Source organism: Acinetobacter sp. YH12063 (genome assembly GCF_013419715.1).
Taxonomy (GTDB): domain Bacteria; phylum Pseudomonadota; class Gammaproteobacteria; order Pseudomonadales; family Moraxellaceae; genus Acinetobacter; species Acinetobacter amyesii.
Window position 1 is genome coordinate 212,361 of sequence record NZ_VOZO01000006.1, and the last position, 16,214, is coordinate 228,574.

General features: G+C 42.7%; 14 protein-coding genes and 1 pseudogene. 11 read left to right on the forward strand and 4 right to left on the reverse strand.

Going from position 1 to position 16,214, the window contains the following annotated elements; genetic code table 11:
• Positions 1–201: 201 nt before the first annotated feature.
• From FTU12_RS08595 to FTU12_RS08620, 6 genes are all read left to right on the forward strand, one after another.
• Complete coding sequence (locus tag FTU12_RS08595; RefSeq protein WP_180114180.1) at positions 202–2,013, forward strand: DEAD/DEAH box helicase; 1,812 nt, start codon at positions 202–204, stop codon at positions 2,011–2,013.
• A 407-nt stretch (positions 2,014–2,420) separates the two neighbouring features.
• Entirely contained in the window at positions 2,421–3,239 is an 819-nt protein-coding gene (locus tag FTU12_RS08600) for an ABC transporter ATP-binding protein (protein ID WP_218955934.1), read from the forward strand.
• Positions 3,236–4,015 carry a lipid asymmetry maintenance ABC transporter permease subunit MlaE gene (gene mlaE, locus FTU12_RS08605; RefSeq protein ID WP_078189301.1) on the forward strand — a complete coding sequence of 260 codons (780 nt, stop codon included), beginning with the start codon at positions 3,236–3,238 and terminating at the stop codon, positions 4,013–4,015. Before FTU12_RS08600 ends, mlaE begins: the two co-directional genes overlap by 4 nt.
• The gene (locus tag FTU12_RS08610) at positions 4,015–4,695 is read left to right on the forward strand and encodes an outer membrane lipid asymmetry maintenance protein MlaD (protein ID WP_078189300.1); all 681 of its coding nucleotides are present in this window, start codon (positions 4,015–4,017) and stop codon (positions 4,693–4,695) included. The genes mlaE and FTU12_RS08610 overlap by 1 nt, the downstream gene beginning before the upstream one ends.
• A 17-nt stretch (positions 4,696–4,712) precedes the next feature.
• On the forward strand, positions 4,713–5,348 hold the full coding sequence (locus tag FTU12_RS08615; RefSeq protein WP_078189299.1) for a phospholipid-binding protein MlaC: 636 nt from the start codon (positions 4,713–4,715) through the stop codon (positions 5,346–5,348).
• Positions 5,349–5,387: 39 nt separating this feature from the next.
• Complete coding sequence (locus FTU12_RS08620) at positions 5,388–5,648, forward strand: lipid asymmetry maintenance protein MlaB (protein WP_218945760.1); 261 nt, start codon at positions 5,388–5,390, stop codon at positions 5,646–5,648.
• Positions 5,649–5,726: 78 nt separating this feature from the next.
• Here FTU12_RS08620 and FTU12_RS08625 read toward each other — a convergent pair whose 3' ends face one another.
• On the reverse strand, positions 5,727–6,740 hold the full coding sequence (locus tag FTU12_RS08625; RefSeq protein ID WP_078189297.1) for a CorA family divalent cation transporter: 1,014 nt from the start codon (positions 6,738–6,740) through the stop codon (positions 5,727–5,729).
• 155 nt (positions 6,741–6,895) lie between these two features.
• Here FTU12_RS08625 and FTU12_RS08630 point away from each other — a divergent pair, with 155 nt between their 5' ends.
• Together FTU12_RS08630 and FTU12_RS08635 are read left to right on the forward strand one after the other, a co-directional pair.
• On the forward strand, positions 6,896–7,501 hold the full coding sequence (locus tag FTU12_RS08630; RefSeq protein ID WP_180073425.1) for a TIGR00730 family Rossman fold protein: 606 nt from the start codon (positions 6,896–6,898) through the stop codon (positions 7,499–7,501).
• Complete coding sequence (locus FTU12_RS08635; protein ID WP_180114182.1) at positions 7,501–7,908, forward strand: NUDIX domain-containing protein; 408 nt, start codon at positions 7,501–7,503, stop codon at positions 7,906–7,908. The genes FTU12_RS08630 and FTU12_RS08635 overlap by 1 nt, the downstream gene beginning before the upstream one ends.
• Positions 7,909–7,954: 46 nt before the next feature.
• Here FTU12_RS08635 and FTU12_RS08640 read toward each other — a convergent pair whose 3' ends face one another.
• Together FTU12_RS08640 and recG are read right to left on the reverse strand one after the other, a co-directional pair.
• On the reverse strand, positions 7,955–8,587 hold the full coding sequence (locus tag FTU12_RS08640) for a ComF family protein (RefSeq protein WP_180114183.1): 633 nt from the start codon (positions 8,585–8,587) through the stop codon (positions 7,955–7,957).
• A gap of 140 nt (positions 8,588–8,727) precedes the next feature.
• Positions 8,728–10,773: an ATP-dependent DNA helicase RecG gene (gene recG / locus FTU12_RS08645; protein ID WP_180114184.1), complete on the reverse strand. Its 2,046-nt coding sequence runs from the start codon at positions 10,771–10,773 to the stop codon at positions 8,728–8,730.
• A gap of 59 nt (positions 10,774–10,832) precedes the next feature.
• Here recG and FTU12_RS08650 point away from each other — a divergent pair, with 59 nt between their 5' ends.
• Both FTU12_RS08650 and FTU12_RS08655 read left to right on the forward strand, forming a co-directional pair.
• Positions 10,833–11,612 carry an NAD-dependent epimerase/dehydratase family protein gene (locus FTU12_RS08650; protein WP_180055394.1) on the forward strand — a complete coding sequence of 260 codons (780 nt, stop codon included), beginning with the start codon at positions 10,833–10,835 and terminating at the stop codon, positions 11,610–11,612.
• 151 nt (positions 11,613–11,763) lie between these two features.
• Positions 11,764–12,361, forward strand: a pseudogene (locus FTU12_RS08655) (methyltransferase domain-containing protein).
• Between the two features lie 87 nt (positions 12,362–12,448).
• Here FTU12_RS08655 and plsB read toward each other — a convergent pair.
• A complete protein-coding gene (plsB, locus tag FTU12_RS08660) occupies positions 12,449–15,022 on the reverse strand; it encodes a glycerol-3-phosphate 1-O-acyltransferase PlsB (protein ID WP_180010517.1) in 2,574 nt (857 codons plus the stop codon).
• Between the two features lie 287 nt (positions 15,023–15,309).
• Between plsB and FTU12_RS08665 the strand changes: the two genes are divergently transcribed.
• On the forward strand, positions 15,310–16,182 hold the full coding sequence (locus FTU12_RS08665) for an acyl-CoA thioesterase II (RefSeq protein ID WP_180055393.1): 873 nt from the start codon (positions 15,310–15,312) through the stop codon (positions 16,180–16,182).
• The last annotated feature ends 32 nt before the right edge of the window (positions 16,183–16,214 follow it).

The window sequence follows — 16,214 nt, forward strand, 5'->3', positions numbered from 1 at the left end:
AGGACGATATTTCGCGCCCCACCCAATCGCTAAGCGATTCCTTCAGGTTGCGGCTGTAATCATGTGTGCGTTATACGCATCGTCGTTCTCGGATCGCCGCTGATTCTATATTTTCAGCGTCTTTTGCTGTGCCGCTTTTTGCCGATGTCCATCTGAATTTATATTTTTAATGGAGCACCCATTTTTGGGGTGAAATACTCTATGAGCAAAACTTTTGCTGATTTTCCTTTACATGAGTCGTTACAACTAGCATTACAAGGTCTAGGTTTTACTACTCCGACTCCAGTGCAAGAACAATCAATTCCAGCTGCATTAGAAGGTAAAGACCTTCTTGTATCAAGCCAAACTGGTTCTGGTAAAACTGCTGCATTCTTACTCCCAACTGTGAATGCTTTGGCTGGTCAAGACACATTGATGTCTTTCAAAGAGCGCATGAAAGCGGTAACTGCACCGTCTATTCTTGTACTTTGCCCTACACGTGAATTGGCTCAACAGGTTAGCCAAGACGCAATTGCTTTAGTACGTCACATGAAAGGTGTTCGTATTGCTGCAATCATGGGTGGTATGCCTTTCGGTAAACAAATCCAACAGCTTAAAGGTGCACAAGTTGTCGTAGCGACTCCAGGTCGTTTACTTGACTTGGTGAACCGTCGTCAAATTAAATTAGACAACGTTGATGCGTTAATTGTTGACGAAGCTGACCGTATGCTTGACTTAGGTTTCTCTGAAGACCTAGAAGCGATCAGCGACTTGGCTGCTAACCGTAAACAAACATTAATGTTCTCTGCAACATTTGCGCCGCGTATCATTACACTTGCAGAACGCATGATGAATGATCCACAGCGTATTGCGATTGAAACTGGTCATTCTACAAATACTGACATTACTCAGACACTTCACTGGACTGACGGTTTCGAACACAAGAAAAAACTTTTGACTCACTGGTTATCTGATGAGTCTGTAGACCAAGCAGTTGTATTCGCATCTACTCAAGAAGATACAGATATGTTGGCTGAAGAACTTGCAGAAGCAGGTCACTCAGTTGTCGCTCTTCACGGTGCAATGCCACAAACTGTACGTAACCGTCGTTTACGTAGCATTCGTGAAGGTCGTGCAAAAATCTTAGTTGCGACTGACGTTGCTGCACGTGGTCTAGACGTACCAACTATTTCTCACGTAATTAACTTCGGTCTTCCAATGAAGAACGAAGACTATGTACACCGTATCGGTCGTACAGGTCGTGCGGGCCGTACTGGTAACGCGATTACTTTAGCGACTTACCGTGAACGCGGTAAAATCCGTGCTTTAGAAGACTTCTTAGATGCACGTTTAAATGTATCTGAAATTGAAGGTCTTGAGCCATCTCCACCTCCTGCACGTGGTAGCCGTGATGGCGGTCGTGGTCGTCGTGATGGCGGTCGCAGTGGTCGTGGTGGTTTCGGTGGCGGTCGTCGTTTTGAAGGTGAATCAAACTTCAAACGTCGTGAAGGCAACCGTGATGGCGAACGTCGTTCATTCGGTGGCGAAGATCGTCCACGTCGCGAATACAACAACGATCGTCCACGTCGTGAAGGCGGTTTCGAAGATCGTCCACGTCGCGAATTTAACAACGATCGTCCACGTCGTGAAGGCGGTTTCGAAGATCGTCCACGTCGCGAATTTAACAACGATCGTCCACGTCGTGAAGGCGGTTTTGAAGATCGTCCACGTCGCGAATTTAACAGCGATCGTCCACGTCGTGAAGGTGGTTTTGACCGTCGTTCTAACGATGACAACCGTGGTAACCGTGTAGATTATAAACCAGCTCGTGAAGGTTATGGCGATCGTCCAAAACGTTCATTTGGTGAAGATCGTCCACGTCGTGAATTCAACGGTGACCGTCCTCAACGTTCATTTGGTGAAGATCGTCCAAAACGTTTCGGCGATGACCGTCCAAAACGTTTCGGTGATGATAAACCACGTGGCGAACGCACTTTCGGTGAAGACCGTCCACGTCGTAAATTCAATGACTAATTGAATTTCGAAAGAAATATCGAAAAAACCGGTGGAAACACCGGTTTTTTTTATGGATTTAAATTAGCTTTTTAATCAGAAAAATGTATACTTGATCAAACTTTATGTGTTTAATGATAATTAATATGAACGGAAACGCGTTGGCAAATATGCGTACAGTGATGATCGAGGTACTTATGCCTTATATCGGTTTGACACTCTTATTGTGTAATATCGTTTACTATATATACAATTATTTTAACTAAATTCTTCTATTGGGTTGAAAGCAGCCTCTATAAAATCGCATTAATAATAAAAAACAATTTACCTGATGGAATGCAGGGATATGCGCTCATGCAATGGTAACATTTTAAACTTCAATCCTTTATAGTATGCATGCTGAAAAAAATGCAGGAAAATCCTCAGCTATGAATAATCAAACGTCTTCTCAGACTCAGGCACTGATCGAAGTGAAAAACCTGAGTTTTAAGCGAGGAGAGCGCGTCATTTATGACAATGTCAGTTTAAAAATTCGTCATGGTCAGATCACTGCAATTATGGGTCCATCTGGTACAGGTAAAACGACTTTACTCCGTTTAATTGGTGGTCAATTGACTCCCGATAATGGAGAAGTGTTGCTTGATGGGCAGGACATTGCACAGATGTCACGTCAGGAACTCTTCGCTGCGCGTGCGCGTATGGGGATGCTGTTTCAGAGCGGCGCATTATTTACCGATATGTCGGTATATGAAAACGTAGCCTTTCCAATTCGTGCGCATACCAAGTTGCCAGAGCATTTGATCGCTGAAATTGTTGCGTTGAAATTAGAGTCTGTTGGTTTACGTGGTGCAGAAAAAATGATGCCCTCTGAACTTTCAGGTGGTATGAATCGTCGTGTGGCTTTGGCCCGTGCAATTGCACTCGATCCTGAGCTGATCATGTATGACGAACCCTTTGCAGGGCAAGACCCGATTGTGATGGGGGTTTTAACTCGCTTGATTCGTTCGCTACGTGAAGCTTTAGATCTAACCACGATTATTGTTTCGCATGATGTGGCTGAAACATTATCAATTGCAGATTACATCTATGTTGTGGCTGAAGGGAAAGTGCAGGGTGAGGGAACACCTGAGCAGTTAAAAGCACATGCTTCGCCTTTTGTGAAGCAGTTCTTGACGGGTTCGGTAGAAGGTCCGGTCGATTATCAATTCAGTCATCAGCCCTATTTAAATCATGAGGTTCGTTCATGAATGCTATTGCCGCATTAGGTAGACGCGTCATTGAACGTGTTCGAGGAATCGGCGTAGCAACCATTATGTTGCTGCAGATTCTTTTTTCCATGCCGACTTTACTTGGCGTGAAATTGTTTATTTATCAGATGTACCGTGTTGGTGTGCTTTCATTACTAATTATTGTGGTATCTGGCTTATTTATTGGCTCGGTACTGGGTTTGCAGATGTATAGCATTCTGTCGACCTTTGGTAGTGAAGCGATGCTCGGCACCGCAGTTGCGCTGACTTTATTGCGTGAACTTGCACCTGTGGTTGCGGCTTTACTCTTTGCTGGTCGTGCAGGTTCTGCTTTGACGGCTGAAATTGGTTTGATGAAAGCCACTGAGCAGTTGTCGAGTATGGAAATGATCGGGGTCGATCCATTAAAACGTGTGATCTCGCCACGACTTTGGGCCGGTATTTTTAGCTTGCCAATGTTGTCGGTGATTTTCGCTGCGGTCGGCATCATGGGCGGTAAATTGGTGGGTGTTGATTTTCTAGGTGCAGATGAAGGCTCTTATTGGAGTGGCATTGAGAACAGTGTGCAATTCTTTAAAGACGTCTTTAATGGCACCATCATCAAAAGTTTTGTTTTTGCATTAATTTGTACTTGGATTGCGGTCTATCAGGGTTATGCCTGTGTCCCAACTTCAGAAGGTATTGCAACGTCGACCACACGGACTGTCGTGTATTCTTCGTTGTGTGTTTTAGGTTCAGATTTCGTGTTGACTGCGGTCATGTTCGGAGGTATTTAATGAAATCACGTACGAGTGAACTGGCCGTTGGTTTTTTTGTCATTCTTTTTGCTATTGCCATTTTCTTCTTGGCGATGCGAGTGAGTGGTTTGGTCGGCAATAACATCGAAGACAGTTATGAATTGACCGCGACATTTGAAAATGTAAACGGGATTAAACCCCGTGCCAAAGTTACCTTAAGTGGTGTCAAAGTCGGTCAAGTGGAATCATTGAAACTCGATCCTGTGACGCGCTTAGTGACAGCACATCTGATTATGGATGGCTCATTAACCTCTTATAACGCAGAACAATTAAAAGAAGTGCAAAAAAATGCACTCGAGGAGCTACGTTACACATCAGACTATGAAGCAGCAACACCTGCGAAACAAAAAGAAATGGAACAGCAACTGATTGCTAACATGAAATCCATCACCAATATCGATGAAGATGCTTACATTATGGTCGCAACCAATGGTTTATTGGGTGAGAAATATTTGAAAATTGTACCGGGTGGTGGTGTCAACTTCTTAAAACGTGGTGACCAAATTGGTAATACCCAAGGTACGATGGAAATCGAAGATTTGGTGTCTAAATTTGTGACCGGTGGTGCAGGGAACAAATCTGACAGCACAGCAGAAGCTGAACAAAAAACAGAAGCTGCTGACACAACAACGGCAGAAGAACCTGCATTTGTTGAATAATTTTTAGGAGAAATTAAGTGAACACATTGTTAAAACATACGCTTACAGCAAGTATCTTATCAACTATGATGGCAGGTACAGCTTTTGCTGCTCCAAGCGAAGCACCACCTGCATTTGTAAAAAAAGTGGCTGATGGCCTCATTACACGTTTAAAAGCAGACCACGCAAAACTACAAAATAACCCTGCGGCTGTGAAAACGATTGTTCGTCAAAACTTGGACCCGTATATCGATTCACAAGCATTCACACGTATCGTGATGGGTACGTATGCAACGAATCAATACAGCTCAGCGGCTCAACGTGCGCAGTTTGAACGTAACTTCCGTGCAACACTGATCGAAAACTATGGTTCAGCTTTTGCCAAGTTTAGTAACCAAACGTATAGCATGCGTCCATATAAAGCGTCGAACAGTAAGAACCCTGTTGTAACGATTGATTTCCATAACAACGGTGAAAAAATTCCAGTCTCTTTCCAGTTGGCGGATAAAGGTTCACAATGGAAAATCCGTAATATCAACGTTTCGGGTATCGACCTAGGCTTACAATTCCGTAATCAGTTTGCGGCAACTGTAAAGCGTAATGGCGGTAACATTGATAAAGCAATTGCGAACTTCAAACCTGATGCTGACGCAGCATTGGACAAGAAAAAATAAGATAGGTGATGTGTGATTAAACTTCATCAACAAGAATTGATGGTTTCAGGCAAAATCGATTACAACAATGCCGAATTGTACTATCAAGACGGCTTGAAATTGATTCAACAACAGCAAGCTTTTCCCTTGGTGGTCAATCTTGCTGAGCTTGAGCATGGCAGTACTTTGGCTTTAGCTGTTTTGGTCCGTTGGTTACGTCAAACGCCAAAAGCGCAAGGTTTGCAGTTTAAAGCAGTCCCTGAAAAAATGATGAAGATTATTCAAGCTTGTCATCTTGAGCATGACTTGCAATTGATCTAAATAAAAAAAGCACCGTAAGGTGCTTTTTTTATTTCAGCGGGATAAGAAACTCTCGCAAGTCTACGCAATAGGAACGGATTAAATCCATTTCTTCCAGCGGAAGTACATCAATGGGCCAATAAAGAATGCCACGATGATTAAGCTGACCACGATAAAACTGGTTGTACCATGTGCGAAGGGCAGTACATCGGTGTTCATCCCATAGACGCTAGCCACTAACATCGGTGGCGCAAGCATACTTGGTAAAATCGAGAATCGACGAATCGTATCATTCTGTTCGGTGTTAATGAACCCAGAGGTGGTATCCAGTAAGAATCGAACCTTTTGGAACAAGAAAGCATCATGCTCAACAAGAGAGCGCACGTCTTCACTGAGTTCTCGGATGTCGGCATCATAAATATGACTACCCAAGGCCCGAGGACGTGACAGGAAGGTGAGAACACGACGTAAGTCGATCAGACACAGCTGAGCTTTCCCGAGCATATCTTCTAAATGCGCAAGTCTGGTAATCATGTCATCCAAGTCTAAAATCATCTCACGATGACGGTTATTCAGCACTTCTGTGGAATACTTTTCTAAGTCCTTGTGGATATCTTCCAAGATATCCGCAAGCTCATCGAGTTTGGCTTCTAAAAGACCCAATAAAATCCAAGTTGGATCTTTATAGTCAATTTCATAATCATTGCGACGCGCGCGGGCACGAAAGGCACGGAAAGCCACCAGCTTTTCACCCCGTAAAGTGAATAAGCGCTCTTTATGCAAAATAAAGGCAACCGTTTGTACGGTAGCTAAGGTGCTGGCATTTTCTTCGGGTTCGCCATCGACCTGAAAATTTTTATTTTTCGTTAAAAAATAGGTGCTGATGTGCAAAATACCGTCGTCATCACGGTAGAATCGTGCACTCGACGAAATATCTTCTAATGATTTTAATGTAGGTAAATTTTGATCATAGGCATCCATAATCCATTGCTGCTCTTCCTGAGACGGGGCAATGAGATCGAGCCAGACTAAATCCTGATGTAAATCGAAGTCACCATTGATGGTGACATCTTCCAGGCTACCGCGCTCTGTGGCGTAAAAGGCTTCAAGCATGTTGTCTTTTCCCCTTGCGCAGTAAGTTAAAAATGAATGGGTGTATTTTAGACAAGGATTTGCTGAAAAACACTGTTCTAATGCTTATTTTATGAAAAAATCTGTTTAAAGTTGATTTTTCCAGCATAGCGTTCCTGATCTGATGGTGATTATAAATGAAATCTATCGCAATTTTCTGTGGTTCCGCCCTTGGTAACAATCCTGCCTATTTACAGGTGGCTGAAAAAGTCGGTCGTCATTTAGCGGCACGAGGCATCACACTGGTCTATGGTGGTGGTCGTTCAGGTTTGATGGGTGTTGTGGCAGATAGTGCTTTGCGTGCAGGTGGGCAAGTCATTGGGGTGATTCCAAAAGTCTTGGTCGATAAAGAATTGGCACATCCAGATTTAACCGAATTGCATGTGGTAGAAAATATGCAACAACGGAAAACCAAAATGTCTGAACTCTCGGATGGTTTTGTGGCGATTCCAGGTGGAGCAGGGACTTTAGAGGAAATTTTTGAGCAGTGGACGTGGGCTCAATTGGGCATTCATTTAAAGCCATGTGCCTTTCTCAATGTAGATGGTTTTTATGACGATTTATTGAATTTTCTAAAAACAACTGCAGAAAAAGGCTTTACCCATCCGCGTTTTATCGAAGGCTTAATTACAGAAGATAATATTGAAACGATTGTTGAAAAGTTTCAACATTTCACTGCGCCAGAGCCGAAATGGGGCATGGTTGAACGTACAGCCTTTATCACCGATTTGGAACAAGATTGATGAAAACTATCACTGTTGCCGCAGCCATTATTCTAAATGAACAGCATGAACTTTTAGTGGTTCGTAAAAAACACACGGCATTCTTTATGCAAGTGGGTGGCAAGTTAGAACCCAATGAAGCCCCTGAAATCACCATGCTACGTGAAATTCAGGAAGAAATTGGCTGCGCTGCGCAGATTGAACAATTCATTGGTCGTTTTGAAACGGCCGCTGCGAACGAAGCCGATCATCTACTGGTGAGTTATGTCTATCTGGTCCAGTTGCAAGGTGAACCGAAAATTGATGCAGAAATTGCAGCAATGCAATGGGTCAGCTTGGATGATACACAGACAAAACTCGCACCTTTAACACGTGAGGTGGTGATTCCTTGGGTGAAGCAGCAGACTCGATCTCTTGCTGAAAGCTAAACCGCTTCGCTTGTTCAGTTTCTTTATTAGTGGTTGATGTTTGAAACTAAGGTTGTGCCGCTGCAATGCATGCGGCATATACCTGCGTGCAATGTAGCTGATGTAACAGCGTACTTAATGCATGGATTGAACTTCCCGTGGTCACCACATCATCGATAATGAGGACTTTACGGAAACGGCGTTTTTCAGTTGGGTCGATAATAAATTGCTGTTCGATATTTTCTAGGCGTTCTAGCCGACTTAAACCTTTTTGAGCGTGCTGTGCTTGACGAATCACGGGTTGCCAAACAGGGATGCGCAATTGCTTTGCCATCATGTGTGCAACGAGCAGCATTTGGTTGTATCCACGGTCTTTGAGGCGTTCAACTGAAATAGGCATGGGAACAATGGCCTGAACTCTAGCTAAGCGCATGCTTAAAAGGCTCTGTGCCAGTAAATTTTGATAGTGCAATTGTTGCTCATACTTATAGCTTTGGATGATGCGATCTATTGGAAAATCATAGTGAAAGGCACAAGAGATGCTGTGTTCATGGCGATTAACCATTTTTTTAAACCAAGGCAGTTGTTCCCAGCAGTCAGTACAAAGCGAATGATGTTGTTGTCGATCGATACCACAGAGCAGGCAAGGGGAAACGCTCTGCATTCCTTTTCGGATGAAATGTTGGATGGATTGGAGCATATTTTTATTCTAATCATTCTTTTTTGAGTATTTTGCACAGATTGCTGTGAAGTGCAATCACGACACCACAGAAACCTGTTCGACAAGCTTATTCGTTAAAGCCAATCTGTATAATTAGGATGATCGAACCATCATCCTAATTATACATAGGCATAACGGGGTGCTTCAGGCAGCCAGCGTTTTAAAAGCGCTTGAGCCTGTGCAGGATAATCATTTAGGACTTGTTGAGCCACATAGTGTGCCTGATTGAGTAAATGGTCATCTCGCTCCAATTTGGCTACACGAAAGCCCATATCTCCCGTTTGTTTAGTGCCGAGGAGCTCGCCGGGGCCGCGAATTTCCAAATCTTTTTCAGCAATAATAAAGCCGTCATTGGTTTCACGCATGATGCGTAAACGCTCTTGCCCATTTTGCGATAAAGGATTTTTATACAGCAAAGCACAGAAACTGGCTTTGGCACCACGCCCTACACGACCACGTAGCTGATGTAATTGTGAAAGCCCTAAGCGTTCTGCATTTTCAATTACCATGATCGAGGCATTTGGGACGTCAACACCGACTTCAATCACTGTGGTTGCAATCAGTAATTGCAATTCATTATTTTTAAATTGTTGCATCACTGCTTGCTTTTCATCGGCCTTCATTTTGCCGTGAACCAGACCAATATTGAGGTCTGGGAAGCGTTCTTTAATTTCATTAAAAGTTGCCTCAGCGGCTTGAGCATCTAAGGTTTCGGATTGTTCCACTAAGGTACAGACCCAATAGGCTTGTTTGCCTTCAGCACAATTGCTGGCAATCCGCTGTAGCACTTCTTCACGACGGTCAAGTGGAATAGTGACTGTTTGAATCGGTGTACGACCGGGTGGCAGTTCATCAATCACCGAGGTATCTAAGTCGCCATAAGCTGACATCGCCAAGGTACGAGGAATAGGGGTTGCTGTCATCACCAGTTGATGCGGTGTCATGCCATTGAGACCTTTGTTTCGTAGCGCCAAACGCTGATCGACACCAAAACGGTGTTGCTCATCGATAATCACTAAACCCAATTTGGCAAATTGAACATTGTCTTGAAATAAAGCATGCGTGCCGACCACTAAATTGGCTGAACCATCTTGAATACTTTGTTCTGCTGCAGCTCGAGCTTTACCTTTTTGCTTGCCTGAAAGCCAGGACACGGTCAGTCCCATAGGCTCAAACCATTTTTTGAAATTTAGATAATGTTGTTCGGCCAAAATTTCTGTCGGCGCCATCATGGCCACTTGCCAACCTTCCTCGAGCGCATGACAGGCAGCCACGCCTGCAACCAAAGTTTTACCTGCACCCACATCGCCTTGTACGAGTCGCAGCATAGGTTTGTCCTTTTTCAGATCGACCGCAATTTCTTTGGATACGCGTTTTTGTGCGCCAGTCATTTCAAATGGCAGCGTACTTAAAAGCTGTTTGGTGAAGTTCTTACTTGCAGAGAATGACGGTGCTTCGATTTGTTGAATATAAGCACGGCGGCTGAGCAAACTGACCTGATGGGCAACCAATTCTTCGAAAATTAAACGTTGCTGTGCAGGATGAGAACCTTGACTGAGTTGCAACATATTGGCATCGACAGGGGGGTGATGAATATAGTCCAGTGCTTGTTTTAGGGCATAGCCATTGGTGAATTTTTCTGGCAATAATTCAGGTAAGTCATCACTATATAACTGTAGTGCTTGTTTGACGTATTCACGCAGTTTGGGCTGTGTTAAGCCTTCAGTTGCAGGGTAAATCGCAGTGAGTTGGGTTTGAGGTAAAGGCGTGTGTTCAGTAATCACCTGTAGTTCAGGATGATACATTTCTAAGCCACGAGCACCAACACGGACTTCACCAAAAATCCGTAAACGATTGCCCGGTTTTACCCGATCAGTAATGCCTTTGTAGATATGGTAAAAACGTAAAGTAACTTTGCCACAGTCGTCATCCAGTAGGGCGGCCATCGATTTACGCTTACCGGGTGGGAAGTCGATATTTTTGACTGTACCTTCCAGTAAATAACTGCGACCCACGGTCAATTGGTTCATGGGGATGATCGTGCTACGATCTTCATAGTCGCGTGGCAGATGAAACAAAAGATCATCTGTTGTGAAAATATTTAGTTTTTCAAGTAAAGCAGCGGCGGCATTGCCAACCCCTTGCAATTGATGGACGGCAGCCATGTCCCCTCAACTTCGGTTTATATGATCTAAATGGATCAGTTCTGAGAATAGGTCGTTTGATGCATATTCTATTTATCGGTTATGGTAAAACATCGCAACGTGTTGCTAAACAATTATTTCAGCAAGGTCACCAAATTACCACAGTGAGTCGTAGTGCGAAAGAGGATGATTTTGCAGAACATTTAATCCAAGATGTTCACCAACTGGATTTGTCGCAGGTTCAACCGATTGATGTAGTCTATGTTCTTTTGGCTCCTGCACGTCATGCTCAACTCAATGCTGTGGATGCTTACCGACACACTTATGTCGATTCTGTACAGCCGATTGTTCAAGCATTAGCACATCATCCAATACAACGTTTAATCGTGGTGTCTTCCACTCGTGTCTATGGTGAACATGCGGGGGAGCGGATTGATGATGACACTGTGCCACATCCGATCGATGAGCAGGGCATGTTGTTACTGGAAATGGAGCATCGCTACACACAAGCATTTCCTAACGAATGCGTGATCGTACGTCCCTCTGGGATTTATGGCACATCGACAACACGAATGCAGAAACTGGCAGAAACGACTCATCACTATCCCAATATCCATTGGTCAAATCGAATACATATCGATGATTTGGCAAAATTTCTGTGTCATCTACTTCACGTGGAACATCATGAAAAATCATATATTTGTACTAATAACCAACCTCAACCTTTGCATGAGCGAATCTTGGAATTGCAAAGAGCTATGCATTTACCCGAATTGGTTTTAGAGAGTGAAGTAGAAACAGGTAAAAAAATTTATGCAATGCGGATGATGGAGAGTGGTTTTAAGTTAGCGCACGATTGATTGTGATGTGTAGCGTAAAATTGGTGTGACGTATAAAATTCAGTGTAGCTTGGTGAGTATTAAAAGAAATTCTATAAATGAATGAAATAGGTCTTTTACAACATGTATTGTTCAAATTTTCGAATGGATCTCAAAGGATAAAATTTAAATAATGACAAAATCATTTGCTGAACTTACTCAGAATTTACCCCATAGACCGATTTTGGAAAAAGCTTTGAGTTATTTTGAGAATTTACCAAAGATCGCGATTGATTGTGGTTGTGGTGCAGGAAATGAATCATCATTTCTACTCCGTCATCATTTTAAAGTATATGCATTTGATCCGTCTGTTGACGCTAAAAATATCTGTCTAAGTAAATTTAAAGACAATAAGAATTTTTTATTTTCTAATCAGGCCTTTGAAGACTATAGCTTTCCTAAAGCTAGTTTAATTATTGCTTTATTCAGTTTATTTTTTTGTTCTACGGATTCGCTTGAAAGTGTTTTTAAAGAAAATGCAGGAATCCTTAAGTGAGCAAGGCATCTTACTCATACAACTGTTAGGGAAAGATGATGATTGGGTAAATAATTTTTCTGAAAAATTTATAGGTTTTGAACAGGAAGAGCTTAAACAATTGTTTGATGCGGACTTTGATATTATTTATATCGATGAATTTAAAGGCAATAAACCGCTAGCCAATGGAACTCCAAAATTTTGGAATGTACATACCTTAATTTTAAAAAAGAAAATATTAAATACTTTTGTATAGTCCAAAAAAAAAGAGACAAGCTCTTTACAACTTGTCCCTGATTTTGCTCATCTTCTTCCGCTTTTATGGCGAAAAAATCAGAACTGTTTATTTCTTCTTACGTTTCAGGCGCTTTTTGGCTTGTTCCGCAGCAACTTTATCCAGAGCTTCTTTTAACTCTTCATCACTAAAGGTTGTAATGTGTTGCAACATTTGGAGTGTCACATCATCCAAAACGAGGTTGGCATATTGCGCAACATTTTGGAAATTTTCATCAAACACAATGGCGTTGTTTTCATTGGTACTGATATAACCTTGTTGCGTTAAGACTTTAATAAAGCTTTGGAACAAGGCCTTATCAAAGAACTCTGGCGAGTTAAATTCATACAACACAGACAGACGTTGACCAACCAAGTGGCTGAGTTCTTCAACCTGACGGGTTGAGATGTTGCCTGAACCACGTTGTGTGATTAAAGCCAAAGTCATGTAGTAACGCTCTAGACTTTGCATCACAGGTGCAGCCAAGACCACTAACTGATTGTGCTGCTCTGAGTTAGGCGCAGGGGAGATCAGGTTGCCTTCTGCATCTTCAGAAATTAGCTTGGCTTTGATCAGTACTTCAGCATACGCACAGATCTGATCTTTAAGTTCTTCATCATTCCATTTAAGGAATAACTCAGCTTTTAAGAACGGATACAGTGTACGAATGACATTAATTAAATCACCACGGCGAATAGAACCATTATGTTCAACCAAAGCGGCAATGAGTGATGGCAAAATAAATGCGTGCAGGATGTTGTTACGGAAGTAGGTTAACAGCACAGCTTGATTATCAGCAATGGCAATAATATCGCCAAGGACATGATGAACACGTTTAATCAGCTTGAGTTTTAAACCATAAGCAATGATTTCTTTACCTGACAGCGGTGTTACTTGCATGCGCTCATCGTAAGGTAAGGCAGTTAAAAGATCGCGATAGGTATCTAACTGCTTAATGCAAATCTCTTCATCTAAAGTATGTTTAGATGTAGCCAATAAAATCAGTGAAAGCAATGAAACTGGGTTCACCACTGCTGCACGGTTAATATTTTCTAAAATCACGTGTGCAGAGCTGTTAATGGCATCCGAAACCTCTGGTGGAATTGGATCGTCATTTTTCTCGATTTTGATGTTGCTTGCATTATGCTGTTTCAACATATCATCAAGGAAAACCGGCTCACCAAAGTTCAAATGCACTTTACCGAAAATACGTTCGATCTTACGCAGAGTTTTCATAATCCCAATGATCGATTCGCCTTCTTTCGGCTTACCATTCATTTCGCCAACGTAGGTCGCACCTTCCATTAAACGCTCATAACCAATATAGGTCGGTAAGAACACGATTGGTTTGGCTGGATTACGTAAATGACCATGGACAGTCATGGCGAGCATGCCGGTCTTCGGTGGTAATAAACGACCAGTACGTGAACGCCCACCTTCGATGAAGTATTCAAGCGGTGTATTACGCGCCAAAATACTGTAGAGGTATTCTTTAAATACGGTGGTGTAGAGACCATTGCCACGGAATGAACGACGAATAAAGAACGCACCGCCGCCACGTAAAATTTGCCCGACAAATGGCATGTTTAAGTTATCGCCCGCAGCAATGTACGGCACCATTAAGCCACGTTTATAGATCACATATGACAATAATAAATAGTCGATATGGCTACGATGACATGGGGTGTAAATGATCTCGTAGTCTTTGGCTAGTTCACGAACGGTACTGAAGTTATGCACTTCGACGCCATCATAAAGCTGTGTCCACAGACGAGTCAGGGCTAAGTCAGCAAAACGTACTGTTGATGCAGAATAGTCAGAAACGATTTCATTTAAATAACCAATCGCACGACGTTCAGCTTCAACCATACTGATTTTACTGCGAATGCTTTCACGACGAATCGCATCTTGCACATCCGTAGATTTGATCAGTCCGTGCATCACATTACGACGGTCGGATAAATCCGGACCCAAAACCACTTCACGCTGCGCATCTAAATAATCATTCAGTGTGCTGACAATATAAGTCGCAGGTGACAAGTTTGGATGTGTAGTTTTGGCATATTCAACCAAACGACGCAAAGACTGTGGCTCATGGAATTCGAGGTACGATTGACGACCGTGCAAACCAATATTCACCAACTGCTTCACTTTGCTTGGTGTAGACCATGTATCGGTAAATAATAATTTAAACCAAGAGTCTTCTTTATCGGGTTCACGGCCCCACAGCACGGTTACAGGAACGAGCTCAACATCCGCATCAGGATTTTTTTCCAAAACCTCAATTAAACGTAATAAACGAGGTGGAAAGGCATGTGGCGGTGGATTGAGTAAGTTGTCTTCATCATGATGTTGTAAAAACACCACAGAGGCTTTTTCTGTTTGCGTACCCACAGTCATTGGGTCGAGTGCAGGGTGTAGCTTTAAACGACGGGTTTCACCATCGACAATTAAAGCATTACTCCGTGAATGATTTTGCAGAACGTAGCAGGTAATTTTCGTTGTCTGTACGCCGGTATCTGTATCGGTTTCAGTCACTACAGGTTCTACAGGGACTTCACCTAAAACATGCGGTGTTACCACAAGGTCAAGCAGTTTACTCGAAAGCTTTCGATACATCTGACCAAAGCCGCTCTTGGACATACAAACTCCTACTTTTCATGACCAAACCACAGAGATTCTGAGGGGAATCTATTCTGCGTAATTGTACTTAAAAACTGTATGTCATTTTCTGACAAATTGCATAGATATTGTAAGATTTTATCGTTAAAAAACGTATTTTTAGCAGTTATATTGCATCAGCAAGGTGACAGATCAGTCAGCGAATCTTTAGGGTTTTAGTCTGGATTTATGGCAAAATGGAAAATATATTTAAACATCTGTTGATGTTGCCTGCGTTAGCTTAATCCCGAATGATAGATAGGTTTGTTATGAATGCCTTAACACAAGAGTTGGTTGATTTACTCAGCCTTGAAAAATTAGAAGAAAATATTTTTCGTGGGCAAAGCCGAAATTTGGTCGGGAAACGTGTCTTTGGTGGACAGGTTTTAGGTCAGGCGCTCCGTGCGGCATCTTATACGACAGATCGACCAGCTCATTCCTTACATGCCTATTTCTTATTCGGCGGTGATATCAATGCACCGATCATTTATGAAGTGGATCGTATTCGCGATGGACGCAGTTTTGTGAGTCGTCAGGTGCGTGCGATTCAACATGGTAAAACGATTTTTATGTGTATGGTGTCATTTGCAGAGCAAGAAGACGGGTTGAACTATCAAGTTGCAGGGCCAGAATATCCAGCCGTGGAAGATTTAAAATCTGAAGCTGAGCTGAAACGAATGATGGTGGAATTTGTCCCTGAAAACGTCCGTGCATCTTTTATGCGCGACCGTCATGTGGAAATTCGCCCGATTGATCCGCAAAACCCGTACCAACCGCAGCCTGCTGCGCCATCGTATGCACACTATATTCGTACCCATGACAAAATTGCTGCTGACGTTGATGACATCTCTTTACATCAGGCTATTGCGGCATTCTATTCAGACTTTACGCTGATGACGACTGCACTACGTCCACATGGTTTAAGTTATTTATCACCAAGTTTGCAGTGTGCGAGTATTGACCATGCCATGTATTTCCATAAGCCATTCCGTGTGGATGAATGGATGCTTTATGACATGGATGCCACGGTCAGTGCTAGTTCACGTGGTCTAAATTTCGGTCGTATGTGGCAAAACGGTGAGTTGGTCTGTAGTACGACACAAGAAGGCTTGATCCGTTTACGCGAAATTGAAACCCAATAAGCTTTAAGCACTATGTGTTAAGTCGTACATGG